This window comes from Pseudomonas sp. 31 R 17, assembly GCF_900004915.1.
GTDB classification, from domain to species: Bacteria; Pseudomonadota; Gammaproteobacteria; order Pseudomonadales; family Pseudomonadaceae; genus Aquipseudomonas; species Aquipseudomonas orientalis_A.
The window spans coordinates 1-18,637 of record NZ_CVTN01000038.1 but is presented as its reverse complement, the minus strand read 5'-3'; the positions used below and the strand labels follow the sequence as shown (position 1 = coordinate 18,637).

16 protein-coding genes are annotated in these 18,637 nt (G+C 60.5%); 8 read left to right on the top strand and 8 right to left on the bottom strand.

All coding sequences use genetic code 11. From position 1 onward, the window contains the following. Positions 1-91 precede the first annotated feature (91 nt). From moaA to BFP89_RS02610, 3 genes are all read left to right on the top strand, one after another. Complete coding sequence (gene moaA / locus BFP89_RS02620) at positions 92-1,090, top strand: GTP 3',8-cyclase MoaA (protein ID WP_065884004.1); 999 nt, start codon at positions 92-94, stop codon at positions 1,088-1,090. 224 nt (positions 1,091-1,314) lie between these two features. After that, positions 1,315-2,211 (top strand): LysR family transcriptional regulator, encoded by an 897-nt coding sequence (locus BFP89_RS02615; protein ID WP_065883870.1) that lies wholly within the window; start codon positions 1,315-1,317, stop codon positions 2,209-2,211. Between the two features lie 140 nt (positions 2,212-2,351). Beyond that, entirely contained in the window at positions 2,352-3,791 is a 1,440-nt protein-coding gene (locus tag BFP89_RS02610) for an ArnT family glycosyltransferase (RefSeq protein ID WP_065883868.1), read from the top strand. A 15-nt stretch (positions 3,792-3,806) separates the two neighbouring features. Here BFP89_RS02610 and BFP89_RS02605 read toward each other — a convergent pair whose 3' ends face one another. Continuing rightward, positions 3,807-4,295 (bottom strand): TIGR00645 family protein, encoded by a 489-nt coding sequence (locus tag BFP89_RS02605; RefSeq protein ID WP_057724985.1) that lies wholly within the window; start codon positions 4,293-4,295, stop codon positions 3,807-3,809. A 165-nt stretch (positions 4,296-4,460) separates the two neighbouring features. Between BFP89_RS02605 and BFP89_RS02600 the strand changes: the two genes are divergently transcribed. Further along, positions 4,461-6,281 (top strand): hypothetical protein, encoded by a 1,821-nt coding sequence (locus tag BFP89_RS02600; RefSeq protein WP_065883866.1) that lies wholly within the window; start codon positions 4,461-4,463, stop codon positions 6,279-6,281. A 7-nt stretch (positions 6,282-6,288) separates the two neighbouring features. On the opposite strand, the gene BFP89_RS02595 is transcribed toward BFP89_RS02600, so the two are convergent. Together BFP89_RS02595 and BFP89_RS02590 are read right to left on the bottom strand one after the other, a co-directional pair. After that, the gene (locus BFP89_RS02595) at positions 6,289-6,606 is read right to left on the bottom strand and encodes a PA4575 family protein (protein WP_065883864.1); all 318 of its coding nucleotides are present in this window, start codon (positions 6,604-6,606) and stop codon (positions 6,289-6,291) included. A 655-nt stretch (positions 6,607-7,261) separates the two neighbouring features. Then, positions 7,262-9,700 carry a Lon protease family protein gene (locus BFP89_RS02590; RefSeq protein ID WP_065883862.1) on the bottom strand — a complete coding sequence of 813 codons (2,439 nt, stop codon included), beginning with the start codon at positions 9,698-9,700 and terminating at the stop codon, positions 7,262-7,264. 266 nt (positions 9,701-9,966) lie between these two features. Between BFP89_RS02590 and BFP89_RS02585 the strand changes: the two genes are divergently transcribed. The 4 genes from BFP89_RS02585 to BFP89_RS02570 all read left to right on the top strand — a co-directional run bounded on the left by BFP89_RS02585 (position 9,967) and on the right by BFP89_RS02570 (position 13,547). Next, entirely contained in the window at positions 9,967-10,455 is a 489-nt protein-coding gene (locus BFP89_RS02585) for a DUF3015 domain-containing protein (RefSeq protein WP_003194274.1), read from the top strand. 92 nt (positions 10,456-10,547) lie between these two features. Further along, a complete protein-coding gene (locus tag BFP89_RS02580; RefSeq protein ID WP_065883860.1) occupies positions 10,548-12,401 on the top strand; it encodes an Lnb N-terminal periplasmic domain-containing protein in 1,854 nt (617 codons plus the stop codon). A gap of 236 nt (positions 12,402-12,637) precedes the next feature. Beyond that, on the top strand, positions 12,638-12,994 hold the full coding sequence (locus BFP89_RS02575; RefSeq protein ID WP_065883858.1) for a hypothetical protein: 357 nt from the start codon (positions 12,638-12,640) through the stop codon (positions 12,992-12,994). A 55-nt stretch (positions 12,995-13,049) separates the two neighbouring features. Beyond that, complete coding sequence (locus tag BFP89_RS02570; RefSeq protein WP_065883856.1) at positions 13,050-13,547, top strand: GreA/GreB family elongation factor; 498 nt, start codon at positions 13,050-13,052, stop codon at positions 13,545-13,547. Here BFP89_RS02570 and gdhA read toward each other — a convergent pair. From gdhA to BFP89_RS02545, 5 genes are all read right to left on the bottom strand, one after another. Further along, positions 13,544-14,881: an NADP-specific glutamate dehydrogenase gene (gdhA, locus tag BFP89_RS02565; protein WP_065883855.1), complete on the bottom strand. Its 1,338-nt coding sequence runs from the start codon at positions 14,879-14,881 to the stop codon at positions 13,544-13,546. The two genes, BFP89_RS02570 and gdhA, sit on opposite strands and share 4 nt — an antisense overlap. Positions 14,882-15,084: 203 nt before the next feature. Further along, the gene (gene aepX / locus BFP89_RS02560; protein WP_065883853.1) at positions 15,085-15,975 is read right to left on the bottom strand and encodes a phosphoenolpyruvate mutase; all 891 of its coding nucleotides are present in this window, start codon (positions 15,973-15,975) and stop codon (positions 15,085-15,087) included. Positions 15,976-16,022: 47 nt separating this feature from the next. Beyond that, positions 16,023-16,868: a hypothetical protein gene (locus BFP89_RS02555; RefSeq protein ID WP_065883851.1), complete on the bottom strand. Its 846-nt coding sequence runs from the start codon at positions 16,866-16,868 to the stop codon at positions 16,023-16,025. A 3-nt stretch (positions 16,869-16,871) separates the two neighbouring features. After that, the gene (locus BFP89_RS02550) at positions 16,872-18,122 is read right to left on the bottom strand and encodes an aminotransferase class I/II-fold pyridoxal phosphate-dependent enzyme (protein ID WP_065883849.1); all 1,251 of its coding nucleotides are present in this window, start codon (positions 18,120-18,122) and stop codon (positions 16,872-16,874) included. Positions 18,123-18,161: 39 nt separating this feature from the next. Continuing rightward, the coding region (locus BFP89_RS02545; protein WP_141689029.1) for an MFS transporter at positions 18,162-18,637 on the bottom strand (476 nt) is incomplete at its 5' end.

Sequence of the window (18,637 nt, the reverse complement as noted above, 5' to 3'; positions counted from 1 at the left end):
ACGTACGCTCAAAACAACTCTAGCCTCGCGTAGATAACGCGCCCATTAAAGCGCCAGGGTTATGCGCCCGACGCCGCCGCCGAGGTTTTTCATGACCGATCAAATCCTGATGGATAGCTTTTCGCGCCGGGTCGACTACCTCAGGATGTCCGTCACTGACCGTTGCGATTTCCGTTGTGTGTATTGCATGGCCGAGGACATGGAGTTCCTGCCGCGCCAGCAGATTCTGTCGCTGGAAGAGCTGTATCAACTGGCACACAGTTTCGTCGCGCTGGGCACGCGCAAGATCCGTCTGACCGGCGGCGAGCCCTTGGTTCGTCAGGGCGTGGTGGAGCTGTGCCGACGCATCGCCGCGCTCCCCGGTCTGCGCGAGTTGTGCATGACCACCAACGGTTCGCAACTGGGCAAGCTGGCCGCTCCGTTGTTCGATGCGGGGCTTAAGCGCTTGAATATCAGCCTGGACAGCCTGGACCCCACGCGCTTTCGTGAACTGACGCGCACCGGTGACTTGGCCAAGGTGATCGCCGGTATCGATGCCGCGAATGCTGCGGGGTTTGAGCACACCAAGCTCAATTGCGTGGTGATGAAGGGTCGCAATGACCATGAGGTCAACGACCTGGTGGCCTTCGCCATCGACCGTGGTCTGGATATATCCTTTATCGAAGAAATGCCGCTGGGGGTGATCAGCGAACACAGCCGTGCCGAGGCGTTTTATTCCAGTGCGCAGGTGCGCGAGCGTATCGCTGAACGCTACACGCTGATCGACTCTGCGGAATCGACCCAGGGGCCTTCGCGTTACTGGCGTCTGGCCGAGGCGCCGCATATTCGCCTGGGCTTTATTTCGCCCCACAGTCACAACTTCTGCGCGACCTGCAACCGTGTGCGCCTGACCGTTGAGGGCCGGTTGCTGCTGTGCCTGGGCAACGAGCATTCGGTCGACCTCAAGGCGGTGCTGCGGCGCTATCCGGGCGAACCGAGACGCCTGGAGCGTGCGATTGTCGAGTCGATGAAACTCAAGCCGTATCGACACAACTTCACCCTCGACGATGAGGTGCAGGTGGTGCGCTTCATGAACATGACGGGCGGCTGATCGACCCGGTTTCAACCCCATACCATCCTGCGCACGGCAGGGCTGCCGCCCGTCCTTCAAGCCATCGACTGTGTACTGAACTGAAAAATGCCTGTCTAATCGTCAAGGCTGATCGGGCTATCCAGCATTGTCTGGCGACCGGTTATCGAGTGCGTTGGCCAGTTCTCAGGAATAGGTGATTCCACTCTGACAGACCTTTCACTTCTTCCCTGGCAGGCACCTTGATGGACATAAAACAACTCAAATTCCTGATTGCGCTGGAGCAGACCCGTCACTTCGGCCAGGCGGCTGCGCGCTGCCATATCACCCAGCCGACGTTGTCGATGCGCCTGCGCAATCTGGAGGAGGAGTTGGGCCTGGAGCTGGTCACCCGCGGCCAGCGTTTCGAAGGCTTTACCGAGGCCGGTGAACGCGTGCTGGCGTGGGCCAGAACCTTGCTCGCCGCCCATGACGGGCTGTTCGCCGAAGCGGCCGCGTGTCGCGGCCAGTTGGTGGGTAACTTGCGCCTGGGCCTGGTGCCGCTCAGCGGGTTCAACCCGATCAGCTATATCCAGAGCCTGTCCCACACCTTTCCCGAGCTCAAGTTCAGCCTGACGTCGATGAGTTCGGACAACATCATCGAGGCGCTGGGCACTAATCAACTGGATCTGGGTGTGTGTTACCTGGACCACGTTAACGCCAACTACCTGGATTTTTTCGAGCTGGGCGAGACCCGTGTCGGCCTGCTGTACGACACCCGTCACTTCCACTTCGAAGGCAGCGAAATGAGCTGGGAAGACGCCGCGCAATTGCCCCTGGGGATGATCAGCACGGGCATGCACTATCGAAAGTCCATTGACCTGAGTTTCCGCAGCCGCGGCCTGGCGCCCCAGCCCATGCTCGAAAGCGACTCAACCTATCAGCTGTTCCAGGCGATCCACGAAGGCTTCTGCTGCGCAATCATGCCGCTGGACAGCGGCCTGGAAAGCCCGATCGAGAACCTCGCGTTCATCAACCTGCCGGACGCCAGCGTGCTCGCACCACTGGGCATGGTGATGCGCAAGACCGAACCGCGCTCGGCCATTGCAGAGAAGTGTTTTGCGCAGGCCAAGAGATTATTTGCTGCCAAGGGCGCGGATTAGCGTGTCAGGTACGTAAAGCTCTCGCCGCCTGACCGCACAAAAACCCTACACTCGTTCACGAACCGTTAAGAAACCCCTCCCTATACTAGCCGGCAGCCATGCCCGCTCCCCCGAGCGGTCCCCTGCCCGGTAGCCACTCAATGACGCGTCCCGTTCCCCTGCTGCTCCTGCTCGTTGGCCTGCTGTTTTTCTTCGCCCTTGGCAACCATGAACTGCAAGGCTCCACCGAGGCCCGCGTCTCGGGGATTGCCATGGCCATGCACCTGGACAATGACTGGGTGGTGCCGCGTCTGTTTCGTGAGCCTTTCCTGGAGAAACCGCCACTGAGTCTTTGGCTGGACGCCGGGGCGATTCGTCTGTTTGGCGCGAGCACCGGGGCCGTGCGCCTGGCGTCGGCGTTTGCCGGGTTGTTCAGCGTGATGCTGCTTTACGGGATGTTGCGCCGGTTCGGGCGGCCCACAACGCTGGCGTTCAGCGCCGCGTTGATCCTGGCGACCATGGCCAGCTATTGGGGCAATGTGCGAGGAGTGGGTGAAGATTCGTTGCTCGCCCTGGGCGTGACTGCAGCGTTGCTGGGGTTCTATCAGGCAATGCGCCCCGAGTCGGAGCGCCAGGGTTCCAGCGCCTGGGCGTGGGCACTGTTTACGGCGGGGATGGTCATCGCCACGTTGAGCAAAGGTGTGCTGGGCCTGGCGATGCCGGGGATTGTGATCTTTGTCTACCTGGCGTGCACCAGCCTGATGGATAAGCGCCTGCGTATCGGCGACTGGCTCAAGCCGGCGCTGTTCACGCTGCTGGCGCTGGTGCCGCTGCTGATCTGGCTCGGGTTTCTGTTTCAGCGCGGCGGTATGCAGGCTGTCGGTGACGTGCTGTGGACCAACAGTGTCGGGCGCTTCAGCGGCTCGTTTGTGGAAGCCGGGCATTACGAGCCGTTCTATTACTACCTCGTTAAACTGCCTGAGGCCTTCCTCCCATGGAACATTCTGGTGTACCTGGGCCTGTGGCACTTTCGCAAAAGCCTGGTGCGCAACCGCTACCGCCTGTTTTTCAGCGTGTGGCTGGTGGCGCAGTTCACCCTGCTGACCCTGGCCTCGAGCAAACGCACCGTCTATTTGATGGCGTTGACTCCGGCCGCCGCCGTACTGGCGGCGGAATATGCGCGGGTGCTGCTGGAGTGGGTCAAACAACACAAGCCGGCACTCTACCGCTACCACCGACAGATCATCGGCGGTGTATTCACCCTGGCCATCGCCTGCTATCTCAGCGCCGCCTTCTGGTTCGCCCCCAAAGCCGATGTGCGCCAGTCATTCGTGCCGGTGATCAGTCAGGTCCAGACACTGCAGGACGAAGGTAAAGAGGTGGCGCTGTTCCAACCCAATGAGCGAATCGCCGGCGCCAGTGTGTTCTATCTGCAGGCCTATTTGCCGATTCTGCAGACCGAGGCCCAATTGCACGCCTTTCTCAGCGCCAAACCCGGCAACGTCGCGCTGCTGGATCAGACCGATCGGCTCAGTCAGAAAGTCACCGTGGTCAAGCAAATGAAGATCAACCGCCAGCCCTACTACTTCGTCGAGCAGTAAGGCCGGCGCGCGCCATCAGTGCTTGGTCAGCTTGTCCAGGTAACCCATGGCAAACGCCGAGACCACGAAGGTCATATGGATGATCACGTACCACATCAGGTGTTGCGGATCGACGTTCTTGGCGTCCATGAAGATGCGCAGCAGGTGGATGGAGGAAATCGCCACGATGGAGGCCGCCACTTTCATCTTCAGCGACGAAGAGTCCATGGTGCCCAGCCAGTTGAGCTTTTCCTTGTTTTCATCGATATCCAGCTGCGAGACGAAGTTCTCGTAGCCGGAAATCATCACCATCACCAGCAGGCCGCCGACCAGGGCCATGTCGATCAGCGACAGCAGCAGCAGGATTACTTCCGATTCCAGCAAGGAAAAAATATTCGGAATCACGTGAATGATTTCCTGGAAAAACTTGATCGCCAGGATCAACAACCCCAGGGATAAACCCAGATAGATCGGCGCCAGCAGCCAGCGCGCGGCATACATCGTGTTTTCGATAAAGCGTTCCATTGAATCCCACACAGCTTGGCTAAAAATGGCGCCGAGTATACCAGTGGCTACCCGGCGCCTGTCACCGCGAGAAAACTGCGCCAAGTGGCATCTGTAAGAGGATTTTTCTGCTAGTGTCGAGACCATTCACTCGGCTCGATGATGTCGGACAGGAAAACTCAGATAATGGATGTGCGATCCCCTTTGGCCAGTCTAGGCCTGTGCGCGGCGTTGCTGATGACCAGCGGCTGCTCTCCCAAAGAAGAGCAGAAGCAGGCCACCCTCGAAGAAAAAACCACCACGTTCGAACAGTCCCTGGACAGCATCCAGGACCCCAAGCTGCGCGACGTCATCGCCGACCTTGGCGGTTCGCTGCTGTTGCTGGAACGTGCGCGGATCAAGCTCGACACCAAGCCCATCGAGGCCGAATACGGCGAAGACAGCCTGGTCTTGCTCAAGCATTACCCCAGCCCCCAGGCCTTAGTGGACACCTATATCAACGGCCTGTTCGTCCTGCGCAGGGCCTCCCATTCCGACTACCTGACGGATTTGCAGCCGGTCTTCCCGTTCACGTTCAACGCTCCCGAGCAATTCCCCTTCCCCCATGGCCTGGAGTGGGAGTCGGTGACCTTGAGCAACAACAAAGTCATTCCCTTCCAGCCGGAGTGGTCGGAGACCGACCCCGGCATCCAGCTCAGTCCCAGCAGTTCCAACCTGACCAACCCCGACGACCTGACGGTGACCTACCCGTTCATCGAGGGCATCGAGACGGAAAACAAGAGCCAGCCGCAGCCCGTCAGCCTTAAAGGCACGATTGAGGTCGCCGCGCCGGGCAGGGTGCTGACCTTTGACCTGTCAAAAAACGACGTTGGCCATTCACGCACCGAGGGCAATATCAGCCTCAAGCTGCTGTCGCTGGGCAAAAATTACGCCGAAATCGAACTGACCAACAGCGAGCCGCTGGCCACCGAGCTGGGCGACGACTCGCCCAACCCGCTGCTGGTACAGGCCCGGGACAACACCGGGCAATTTCTCACCCGCTCAGGTTCAATCAACGAAAGCGCTGCACAAGTGGCGTTCTATGAGAAGCAGCTGACGCAGCTGCAACAGCAGAAGGCCTGGTCCGAAGCGTTGGATAAACAGCTCACCGACGCGCAAAAAGCCTTCGAACACACCCAGAACAGCCATTACGCCAAGGTGTACTTCAACGGCTTGATCGATACCCTGCAGGTCAACGTACTGGATTTTTCCAAAGCCACGGTGACTCGCAAGGCGCTGGACCTGCCGGTGATGCGCTTCGACAAAAACAGCCTGCAACAGAGCGTGCAGCCCTTGCCGATGCCGGTCACGGTGTATGACGACGCCGCCGCCAGCTGGCTCAAAGACGCGTCAATGACTGAAGATCAGTTGAAAAACAGCGTTACCATCAGCCAATCGACCGAAGACGCCAGTGCCGCGAAAATCGTGTTCGACCACCCTTTCACCTTCAATGACGACCTGGTCGGCGCCGAGCGCAATAACAGCGCCGCGCCGATCACCTTTTTCACCGCAGATGATAAGGGCGAGCGCGGCGAACCCATCGAGTTGCCGACCGAAGCCTACGAGCTGAACGCGGCCAGCGGCACGCTGACCTATGACCTCAACCTGTTCCCGGAAACCCCGGCGTTTGTGGTCGGCTCGGTACCCTTGTTTCTCGCCACCATCGAAAAGGCCTCGATTGACGTCGGAAAACTGCCCAAGGGTCTGTCGCTCAAGGACAACGCGCTGATCGTCGACCAGCAAGCGTTTCCCGCTGACAGCTGGCGCTTCTACGCCAGGGACGCGAGCGGCAACTACCTCAAGGAAATTCTCGGCGTGAGCCACCGCGCCGAGGAATACGGCACGGCGTTGTTTGATGTGCATTATTTCTACGGCCAGCCGACCACCCTGGAAAGCTACCAGCGCACCGACCTCAACACCGTGCAATATGGCTTTGAGGTCAAGCTGGACAAACCGGAAAGCAAATAGCCCGGGATTACAGGGCCAATCGCTCCTGGCCGCCGTTGAGTTGGCGCAGATGGGCTTGCAGGTGCAGGCACCAGATCTGCGGTTCGTCCAATTGCTCGTAACCGTGCAGGGTCAGGCTGTCGACAATGGAACCCAACATGGTTTCCGCCACGAACGGCCCGTGAAACGGGCCTTGAGACTTGACGGTGGAAGGCTGCTCGCCCGACATGCCGGCGGCAAATAACAACGTCCACAGCCCGTTCTCCCCGGAGAGGGGACGAATGGAGCATTCGATACGGGTTTCCAGGCCCAGGCACTGGCGGGTAAGGCAAAGGTTGCGCGGCATGGCGGCGACCCTCGGTAGATCGGTGTTCAGCCCCAACGCAAAGGCGAGGCTGTTTCTATCCTGCGACTCCTGCGGATATCCCTGATATTGAGAATAGAAGAAAAACGCGACGAACCAAGCTCGTAGAGACCAACGGACATTCTCTCCAGGCACCTGTCAATTTAATGACAAAAACAGATCAAGCTGTGGGAGGGGCGGTGCGACGATTCGACTTGCCCCCGATGGCGGCCTCTGGGCCGACCAGGATGCTGGATCAGATCGAGTACATATCCGTTTCTGCGGTCACGGCCACTTAGGGTTCAACGGCGGCTCACTTTTGAAAAGCGCAAAAGTAAGCAAAACGCTCTTGCCCCACCACTCGGCACCTCGCTTAGGCTCGGTGTGCCCTCTCTCCGGCTTGAATCCGTGGGCCGCCGCAATGGGCCATCCATGGCCCAGTGCGGCTAACCCGGCGTCCTGCCGGGTTACCCACGGATTCAAGCCTGCGTTCGGCCAGCGTGGTTTAACGGGGCGCCTGAGATCAAAAGCAGATCAAGATCAAGAGCGACTCGCTTCGCATCGCGGTTACGGTTGGGCGCTACAGAGTTGTGTAGATACCTATGGCTACCGGGGGCAAGCCCCCTCCCACATTTTTGATCTCATCAAGCTTCAGGGATCAGGTGGGCTTGGCTTCAGCTAAAGCCTGCTGCGCCAGCTCTTTCTCTGCCTCCTTCAAGTCTTCCTCGCTGATCATCTCGGCAATTGCCCTTAAGCGCTCCACCACCCGCGCATTCACCGTGCCTTCCGGGAACTGCCCTTCGGCATCCGGCTCACCGGCATCCTCGCCCACCAGCAGGCTCAACGCCTCATCCGCCTGGCGCACCGCATAGATATGGAATTGCCCGGCGCGCACGGCCTGCAAGACCTTTTCGTCGAGCATCAGCGTGGCCACGTTGGCCTTGGGAATGATCGCGCCCTGTTCACCCGTCAACCCGCGCGCTTCGCACAGGCGGAAGAAGCCTTCGATCTTCTCGTTGACCCCACCCACGGCCTGCACTTCGCCAAACTGGTTGATCGAGCCGGTGATGGCAAAGCACTGCTTGAGCGGCGTCTTCGACAACGCCGAAATCAAGGTGCAGGCCTCGCCCAGGGAGGCACTGTCGCCGTCCACGTAACCGTAGGACTGTTCCAGCGCGATGCTGGCCGAGATCGCCAGCGGGAATTCCTGCGCGTAACGGCTGCCCAGGTAACCGGTGAGGATCATCACGCCCTTGGAGTGAATCGGCTGGCCGAGGTTGACCTCACGTTCGATGTCGACAATGCCGCTGCCGCCGGGGTACACCGTGGCGGAAATCCGCGCCGGTACGCCAAACGCCGAGTCACCCACCTCCAGCACCGTCAGCCCGTTGCACTTGCCGACGGCGGCGCCGGCGGTGTCGATCAGGATGACCCCGGCGAGCATGTCATCGAGAATCCGTGCCGACACACGGCCGGTGCGCGTGGCCTTGGCCTTGAGCGCGCGCTCGATATGCCCGGCATCGGTCATTTCATCGCCCGCCAGGTGACGAATAAAGTCCGCCTCGCTGACCAGTTGGAACAAGTCGCCGATGCGCGCCGACAAACGGCCCTGATGTTCCGCCAGGCGTGCGCTGTAAGTCGCCAACCGCGCCACCGCATCCGACGTCAGCGGCGCCATGCCTTCTTCCGAGGTGCGGGTCTTGAGCAACTGGGCGAACTGCTCCAGGCTTTCGTCGACCATCGGGATGTCTTCGTCGAAGTCCACCAGTACGCGGAACATTTCCTGGAAGTCCGGATCGGCGTCCTGCAACGCGTAGTACAACTGACGCGACCCGATGATGATCACCTTGACCTGCAACGGAATCATCTGCGGGTTGAGGGTCACGGTCGCCAGGCGGCCGAGTTCGCCCAGCGGGGACTCCATCTTCAGCTTGCGCGATTGCAGGGAACGCTTGAGCGCATCCCACACGAATGGCTCGCTGAGCATTTTTTCCGCTTCAAGAATCAGGAAGCCACCGTTGGCACGGTGCAACGCCCCCGGACGCAGTTGGCGATAGGTGGTGTAAAGCGCGCCCTGGTCGGTGCTGTATTCGATACGACCGAACAGGTTGTCGTAGGTCGGGTGCGGCTCAAACACCACCGGCGCGCCGCCGTTGACCGAATGCCCTACTACCAGGCTTGGGCAGTATTGCTCTTCGAGCAGCTTGCGCGCCTGGGCGTCGGTCTTGGCGTCGTCGACCAATTGCTCGACCACGGTCTTGAGCAGATACACCTGCACGGCCTGCAGGTAACCGCAGACGGCGGCGTTTTCCGCGTACTTTTCCGACAGCGGCGCAAGCAAAGGCTGCAGGGCCAGGGTGATGGTTTCTTCGTTGAACTGGCGCAGTTGGTTGTTTGACTCACGCTTCCACTGCGGCAGGCTCGCCAACTCTTCGTTGAGGCGCTCTTCCAGCTCGGAAATATCGGTGTGAAAGCGCTCACGATCGGCTTCCGGCAACTGCGAGAACTCCGCTTCGTCCAGCGCCTTGCCGTCAAGCATCGGCGTGAAGGCGATGTTGGAGCTGTCGCGGTACAGCGCCACGTCTTTTTCCAGGGCCAGGCGCTCGATCACGTCCAGGGCCTTGTCGTAGCGCTGGTTGAATGCACGGTCGATGGCGCTTTTGCGCTGTTGATACGTCGGGTGTTCAAACACGGCCGGGAAGGTCGCCACCAGATTGTCGACCAGCGCGTTGATATCGGTGATAAACGCTGCAGCGCCGCCGCCTGGCAATTCCAGCGCGCGTGGTTCGCGCGGTTCGTCGAAATTATTTACATAGACCCAGTCCGATGGGGTTTGCAGGCGCTTGCCTTCAGCCTTCAGGTAACGTTTGACGAATGAAAAGCGACCGGTACCGGGCTCGCCCATGACAAACACGTTGTAACCGGGGCGTGGCATGGCCACACCGAACTGCAAGGCTTCAACCGCACGTTCCTGGCCAAGCACACCGCGAAAGGGCTCCAAATCATTGGTGGTCGAGAAGCTGAACTGTTCAGCGGAGAAAGGGCGAGTCAGCGCTTCGGGCGCTAGACGCAAGCTGGCAGCAACAGGATCAGGCATCGGGCTTCCTTACATCAGGCGGGGCAGATGGGGGCATTCTGGCTCTCGGTTACGCGCTCTGGCAAGGCGCGCTGTTGGGAAAGCATAGCCACGGCGCGTGCCGCACAAAAAAAACGTTCAAGACTGAATGTTTTATAAAAACTCACGGAACCCATGGAACGTGCCTAAACTCCAAACTGCGCGGGTTGGACTAATAACTGGCCCCTAGGGTGCTGCGAAGCGCCTGAACCCTTGTCCATTGGTTTGCACACAAAGAGAACAAAGCTATGAAACGGATCCTTCTTGGTACTCTCTTCACCGTCGTCTCCCTCAATGCAATGGCAGAAGCACCAGGTGGCCCGAACTGCGGTTGGGGCAACATGTTGTTTGAAGGCCAGCGCGGTACTCCTGCTCATTTCCTCGCTTCCACCACCAACGGCACCTCGGGTAACGCCACCTTCGGCATGACCTCGGGCACCAACGGTTGCAGCACCAACAGCGCCCTGACCTACGGCGGCAAGTCCTGGATTGCCATGAATGGCATGATGAACGAGCTGTCCGAAGACATGGCCAAAGGCAACGGCGAAGCCCTGACCACCTACGCGGTGGTACTGGGTGTGGCTCCGGAAGATCGCGATCACTTCGCGGCCGTGACCCACGAGCACTTTCAGCAGATCTTCAGCAAGGCTGATGTGACTGCTGATGACGTGCACAACAACACCATTGCCGTACTGAAAAGCGATGCCCGTCTGGCGAAATACGCTACCCAGGCTTAAGCTCGACCCACCCGCGTCTTTCGAGGCGCGGGTTTTGTTTTTTCGACCTGTCCCCCTTGGGTCTTTTTTTCAGTCCGACTTAAGTAGCCCCCATGCTCAAACGCCTCGCTTGCCTGGCTCTCTTCGCCTGCGCCCCGCTGCACGCGGCCCCGCACCTCGACGATCAACGTTTGCAGCAACTGGCCAATGATCCGTTCTGGCTTTCGCTGGGGCATTACGAGGCCGGCAAGATCAATGGCTGGCGCAGCTATGTCAGCGACAAGAAATTCTTTCTCGCCGCTGACGGCGCGCATCATCCGGACGCCGAACTCAAGGCCACTGTGGACGCGCTCTACGCACCGGCCGGCCTGGGCGAAAAACATGCCCAATGCGTCTACCCCGCACGCACCCGCTGGCTCAAGGATCAGTTGCAACTGACCGACCTGCCTGCTGCGGACTGCAAAGAATTCAAACAGTGGTTCTCGGACGTCGCGCCCCACAGCGCGGTGATGATTTTCCCGGCGGCGTACCTCAACAGCCCCTCGTCGATGTTCGGTCACACTTTGCTGCGCATCGACCAGGCCGACGTGCAGAGCAACAACACCGCCCTGCTCAGCTACGCAATCAACTTCGGCGCCTATATCGAAGGCTCGGACAACAGCATTCTGTATGCCTGGAAGGGCCTGATGGGCGGCTACCCCGGCCTGTTCGCCCTGGTGCCCTACCAGGAAAAACTCTCCGAATACCGCAGCCTGGAAAACCGTGACCTGTGGGAATACCGCCTGAACCTCACCGAAGTCGAGACCAAGCGCATGGTCGAGCACGTGTGGGAGCTCAAGCAGATCCAGTTCGACTACTTCTTCTTCGATGAAAACTGCTCCTATCGCCTGCTGGAACTGCTGCAAGTCGCGCGCCCCGGCCTGCGCCTGACCGAGCAATTCCCACTCACTGCGATCCCGACCGATACCGTCAAAGCGGTAAAGGACGCGGGCCTGGTGGAAAAGATCGACTATCGTCCGTCCCGTGAACGCGAACTGCTCGAACGCGCCAAGCCGCTCGACAGCGATGAGCAGCAATGGGTACTGAAGATCAGCGATGACCAGAAACAGTTGCAGGAGCCAGCCTTCAAGGCGCTGCCGCGCGAGCGCCAGGCGCTGGTGGTGGACGCGGCCTATCGCCTTGGCCGCTACCGCGCCAACGGCCTGGAACGCGACACCGCACGCTCCCAGCGCAGCTTCGAACTGCTGCGCGCGATCAATCAGAACCCGGCGCCCGACCTGAAGATCACCCCGCCCGGCTTGCCGGAAAACGGTCACGAGTCGCGCACCTGGCAGGCCGGCATCGGCACTCGCGGCGACAAAGCCTTCGGCGAGTACGGCCTGCGCATGGCCTATCACGACCTCAACGACAACGCCGAAGGCTTCCCCCTGGGCGCACAAATCGAAATCCTGCAGATGAAACTGCGCCAGTACGAAGGCAACCACTGGCAATTGCAGCAACTGGACCTGGCCACCATCCGCTCCCTGACCCCGCGCAACGCCCTGTTGCAACCGTGGTCCTGGCAAGTCACCGGCGGCCTGGAACGGGTGCCGGGCAAACACGACGACGAAACCCTGGTCGCCCACGTCAACGGCGGCGCCGGCGGCACCTGGCAACTCTCGGACGACATGCTCGGCTTCGCCCTCGGCACCGTGCGTGTGGAACACAACAATGACTTCAGCGAAGCCATCTCCCCCGCCGCCGGCTTCAACACCGGCGTGCTGTGGAAGAACCCGCTGGGCAACCTGAGCCTGGAAGCCAAGGGCGATTTCTTCACCAATGGCGAAGTGCGGCGCAGCATCAGCCTCAACCAGCAATGGGAACTGTCACGCAACCTCGGCCTGCGCCTGAGCGCCCAGCGCGAATACAGCCACCTGTCGACGCCGGTCAATGAAGTGATGCTCGAAGTGAAGTGGTATCACTACTAATTAAAGCCTGATGAAAATCAAATGTGGGAGGGGGCTTGCCCCCGATAGCAGAGTGTCAGTCACTGCAAGGTTGGCTGACACACCGCCATCGGGGGCAAGCCCCCTCCCACATTTGGTGTTGAGCTGAGTCAAAGCCATTGTGCTTACCACACATTCCTCACCGCCATTTCACACCGCCCCAACAAATCCCCTTCTAGACTCTCCCTATCAGCCGTAAATCGGCCAGGGAGTACGCCATGTGGCGATATGCGGTAGTGCTGAGTACGGCGCTGTGGTTAGCAGGCTGCCAAACCACTCATCAGGAGTTGCTGGCCAAAGGTTATCCACCCGCCTTCGCCGATGGCTTTGACGACGGTTGCAGCAGCGGGCGCCAGGCCGCTGGGGTGATCACCGGGGAGTTTCGCAAGAACGTGCCGCGCTATTTGAAAGACCGGCAATACGCCGAAGGCTGGGAGGACGGTTTTCGCCAGTGCAAAGCCATGCGCGAGAACGAGGAATTGCGCGAGTACCAGGACAACCGCAGGAACGATCGCGAGCACGAGTGGCAGCAGGAGAAAGACCGTGATGCGGCCAGAGCCTATCGCTCGCAATGAGCGTGGGAACGATCCGGCGGTGAGCATGGCCCAAACTCCATTGAAGGAGAATGTCATGAGCCGAGCTTTTGTAAATGAGGACAACGCCGCCGCCCAGGCCGACCAGCCGGTGGAGCGTCAGGTCAGCGCGCAGCCCAACCGTTTGACTGCGCAAGGGCTGGCGCAACTGCAGGCCAAGGTTACGCAGTTGCAACTGGAATACAGCACCGAATCCACTAAAGGCGAGCAGGCAGACAAGCAACGCCAAGCCGACCTGGAGCGGGATTTACGCTACTTCAACCAGCGCGTGCAAAGCGCCCAGGTTGTGCCGCCGGCCACCTCCACCGACAAGGTGCACATCGGCAGTTGGGTGACCTTCGCCAATGAGCAGGACGAGCAGCAGCGTATCCAGTTGGTCGGCGAAGACCAGGCCGACGCCAACGCGGGCCTGATCAATTGGGGTTCGCCCCTGGGCCGCGCGTTGCTGGGCGCCCAGGTGGGTGACGAGGTGCTGTGGAAGCGCCCCGTCGGCGATCAGTTGATCGAAGTGCTGCGCATCGAGCCCGAGGCTTAGACGATGCCCTGGGCCAGCATCGCGTCGGCAACTTTGACGAAGCCTGCGATGTTCGCGCCCTTCACATAGTTGACTCGGCCATTTTCCTCGCCGTAGTGCACGCAGGCATGGTGGATCGACTGCATGATGCTGTGCAGCTTGCTGTCCACTTCACCCGCGGTCCACAGCAGGCGCATGGCGTTCTGCGACATCTCCAGGCCGCTGACGGCCACGCCGCCGGCATTGGAGGCCTTGCCCGGCGCGAACAGAATGCCCGCGTCGATAAAGATATCCACCGCCTCGAGCGTGGTCGGCATGTTGGCGCCTTCGGCCACGCAGATGCAGCCATTGCGCAATAGCGTGCGGGCAGCCGCTGCGTCGAGTTCGTTCTGGGTGGCACAGGGCAGTGCGATATCGCACGCCAGCGCCCAGGGTGTTTGACCCTGGCGAAACTCCAGGCCGAAACGCTCAGCCAGTTCGCTGATACGGCCACGCTGCACGTTTTTCAGCGCGAGCAGGGCCGACCATTGCTCCTCGGTCAAACCGCTCTCGGCGTACAGCGTCCCTTCGGAGTCCGACAGGGAGACCACCTTGCCCCCCAGGTCCATCACTTTACGCGCCGCGTATTGCGCCACGTTGCCGGAACCCGAGATCGCCACACGTTTGCCTTCGACCCGCTGGCCCTCGCGCTTGAGCATTTCCTCGGCGAAATACACACAGCCAAAACCGGTGGCTTCCGGACGGATCAAGCTGCCGCCGTAGGTCATGCCTTTGCCGGTCAGGACGGAGGTGAATTGATTGCCCAGGCGTTTGTACTGGCCGAACAGGAAGCCGATTTCCCGTGCGCCCACGCCGATATCACCGGCCGGTACGTCCACGTCCGCACCGATATGACGGTACAGCTCGCTCATGAAGGCCTGGCAGAAGCGCATCACTTCGGCGTCGCTCTTGCCCTTGGGGTCGAAGTCCGAGCCGCCTTTGCCGCCACCCATGGGCAACGAGGTCAGGGAGTTCTTGAAGGTCTGCTCGAAGGCGAGGAATTTCAGCACGCCCAGGTTCACCGAGGGATGGAAGCGCAAACCGCCCTTGTACGGGCCGATGGCACTGTTCATCTGGATACGAAAACCGCGATTGACCTGGACCTTGCCATGATCATCCACCCAGGACACCCGAAAGGTGATCGCGCGTTCCGGCTCGCACATGCGCTCCAGAATGCCCGAGGTCAGGTAGTGGGGGTTGGCTTCAAGAAACGGCCACAGACTGCGTAGGACTTCCTCCACGGCCTGATGGAATTCCGGTTGGTCGGGGTCGCGTTTCTTGAGGCGGGCAAGGAAGGATTCGACGGATTCGCTCATGAAAAGTCTCGGCAAAATGATTGTTGTTAAACAGAGATTGAGCCGGACTTTATCAATTCATTTCGCACCGTGACAGGGCAAAATGTCGCCTTTATGAATTTAAATGGTGCATTTGTATAAATAAACAGCGCTTTTCGCCCCGAAACGGGGATTTCAATCCGACACATGCACCAATGAGTAAACGGCTGGACGACAGCATCGCGCTAGCGCGTCCCGGGCACCAGGTCGAGTATTTCGTCGATGCCCAGGCAGCGCGGCTCCAGTTCCAGGGTCCTGCCATGGGCGAGTATGCCCACAGCGGTATCGCGCATAGCCAGATAGGCACTGCGCAACATGTGATTGGCGTAAATCACCGCGTTGAAACCAGCCTGTTGCAACACCTCGAACTTCAGGTGAGCGTAGCTGGTGGGCACACAAATCAGCGGTACCCTGGGCCGTTGCCGACGAAACTGCCTGGCGAACTCGAGGATTTCCAGACCATCCTGTCTGCGGCTGTGGATCATGATGCCATCCGCCCCCGCCTCCACATACGCCAGGCACCGCGTCATCGCCTCTTCCATGCCGCGATCGAGGATCAAGCTTTCACACCGCGCAATCAGCATCAGCCCTGAGCCGGTGCGGCTGGCGCAACCGGCCTGGAGCTTGGCGCAAAAGGTCTCAATGGGCTCCTGCGCCTGGTCGACCTCGGTGCCGAACAGTGAGTTCTTCTTCAAGCCGCACTTGTCTTCGATCACCACCGCCGAGACGCCCGCACGCTCCAGCATCTTGATGTGAATCGCGAAATGTTCGGGCTTGCCGCCGGTGTCGGCATCGAATATCAGCGGCAGCGAACACACATCGAATATTTCGCGGATCCCCGGCAAGCGGTTGCTGGGCGAGAGAATTTCGATATCGGGTAACCCGCGCTGGGTCGAGTCGGTCAGCGAACTGGACCAGATGGCGTCGTACCCCACCGTATGCCCTGGGCTGATTTCCAGCCTGGCGCGCTGCGCGAGCAACGCCGATATCGGGCTATGGGCTTCGAGTACCCGCAGGCAACGGGTGCTATCCAGTAGCGCCGACAGAGGGCGTCGGCGCGCTTCAGTATCCATCATAGGTCCAGGCTCCATGTCAGCGGCACAACGAGGGTTATCGGGTCGCCTCAATCCCAGGCGGGCTGTTCACACTTGAGCACCGACGCCATCTTTTGCAGATGCTCACAGGCCCTGGCCACGTACTCCCTGGATAGCTGCGCAATACGGCTGTAATCCACGGCCTGCCCGGTGGCGCTGGCATACAGCCGCAGCGCCTCTGCCGCATGCTTGAAGTGGCGCGCTTCGACGCTGCCGCAGTGCACGCTGAGAAAGCTCGCCACGCGGCTGGCCTCACCGGCGCTGTAGCCGCGCACATCGCGCAACCACTGCTTCCATAACGGCGTCATCAGGTTGTATTCGCCGGTGTTGAACAGCTCCGTCATGGCCATCATTTCCAGCGCCTCAATGAGCTGCGGCGCCAATGGACGTTTTTCGCCAACCCAGCCGGAAAATTCCTTGGTGATCGGGTTCAGGAATTTGTCCTGCAGGCGCCATTCATCCGAGCCGCATATCGCCGAAGCCATGCGGTAATACAGCTTGGAGTGGTGCGGATGCCCGTGCATTTCGCCCAGTCCGATGTCCTCGACGATGATCTCGCCACAGTGCGCCGCCGCTTCGAGCATCTGCAGCCGGGCGGCGTCGGCCAGGGATGCCGACTCCTGGAGAATGCGCACAATGATGCTTGAGACAGCATGGGCGGCGCCGTCCGGGCTGCGCCAGCCGCAGAAGAACGTACACAGCGACGACTCGCTCCAGTTACTGGAAGTCATGTCGACATAGGTCTCGCAGTACCTGTCCAGCTCGGCAGGCTGGCTGTTGAAACCGCTGAGCAGGGCCTGGGCCAGATGTCGGTCCTCGACATCCACCAGCGCCTGGTTCACGTACCCGATAAATTGGCGGCTAAGATTTTCCACGGCTCATATCCTTTTTGGCTGGGGTTGGTGCGCAACGATTTCTGCCATGAAGCGAGCAAAGCGCGTGAGGCCTTCGATCAATGCTTCGCGCTCAACGGCGTAGGAAATGCGGATACTGTTGCGGTCGCCGCAGCCGGAGCCGGGCACCACCGCGATATGGGCCTGGGTCAATAACAGATCGGCCAGGTGGTCGACATCACGGATAACGGTGCCCAGGTAGCGGCCACCCAATTTGCGCGACACATCGATAAACAGATAGAACGCCCCTTCCGGCGGGGCGCAGGTGATGTCATCGATATGCCCCAGGCAAGTGCAGGCCGCGAGCAGTTGCTGGTCGAGGAAGGCGTTGACCTGGCGGGTAAAGTGCGGCGCGTCCGCCATCAAAGTGCCGAGCGCGGCGTATTGGGACAGGCTGCTGGGGTTGGATGTGGTGTGCCCCTGCAGGTTGTGCATGGCGGCGATGACCGCTGCGGGCGCGCACGCATACCCTACCCGCCAGCCGGTGACCGCGTGGCTCTTGGAAAACGAATCGACCAGCACCGTCTGGTGTTTGAGCGGCGCAAACAGCGAGACGATGTTGTGATGTTCATGGGGCGCGCGCACCAGCTTGCGGTAGCACTCGTCGAACACCACCCACAGCCGGTGTTCGAACGCGAGCCGGGCGATCCCCAACAATTGTTCGCGTTGATAAACCGTGCCCGTCGGATTGTTCGGGGTGTTGATCACAATCATGCGGGTGCGTGGAGTCAGGACGTTTTCGACGGCCGCGCAGGTGAGGCGATAGTCATCGGCTGCCGTGTCGACATAGACCGGGACGCCACCGGCCAGCTGGATCTGGGTGGGAAAGGTTTCCCAGTACGGCACCGCAACGATGACCTCATCCCCCGGATCGAGCAGCACCATCGCGGCGTTATACAGCGCCTGCTTGGCACCGGCGGTCACCGCGACTTCATCGGCGCTGTAGTTCACGCCGCAGCGCTGAGTGACCTGCTGCGCCAGCGCGTGGCGCAATTGGGGCAAGCCGATGGGCGGCGTATAGCGGTTGCGCGCAGTGGCCAGCGCATCGCTCGCGGCGGCTTTCATGTCCGGACAGGCATCGAAGGTCAATTCACCGGCGGCAAAATTGATTACGTCGACGCCGGCGTCTTTCAAGGCATTGGCTTTGCTGCGCATGCTGGACGTGCCCGGAGCGCTGAGGCGTTGCGCACGCTGGGACAACGGCAAGGACACGGCAGACGGCTCACTGTTATTCATTGTTATACCTGCCAGAACACGCTGGAAAATTCGTTCGCCCTACCGGGCCTGGGCCTCCAGCCCTTGCTGAACCCGCCAGGACAGCGGCAAGGTGAGCAACAAGGTGGCGGCCAGCAACAAGACGGCCACGGGCACCCCGGTGGTATCACCGAGGCTGCCGAACAGCACCGGCGCCAACGCGCCGCCACCGATGGTGCCGGTGTAGAACACTGCAAACGCCTGGTCGCGCCGGCCCGGCCCCGCCAGGTCCGGCACCGCGCCATACAGCACCGACGAGGTGCCATTGAGCGCCAGCCCCAGCAGCGGCAACATCACCATCAAGCCGGCGTAGGGCAGGTACACCGCCATGACTATCAGCACCGCCGTGGTGAACTCCGTGGCCCACACCGTCTTCATCATGCCGATGCGCGCACCGAGGTAACCGCACAGCAATTTGCCGAAGGCGCCCCCCACGAACAGCATCGTCAGCGCCAGGCCAATGCCCGCAGGCCCGGCCCCCTTGGCCTTGAGCAAAA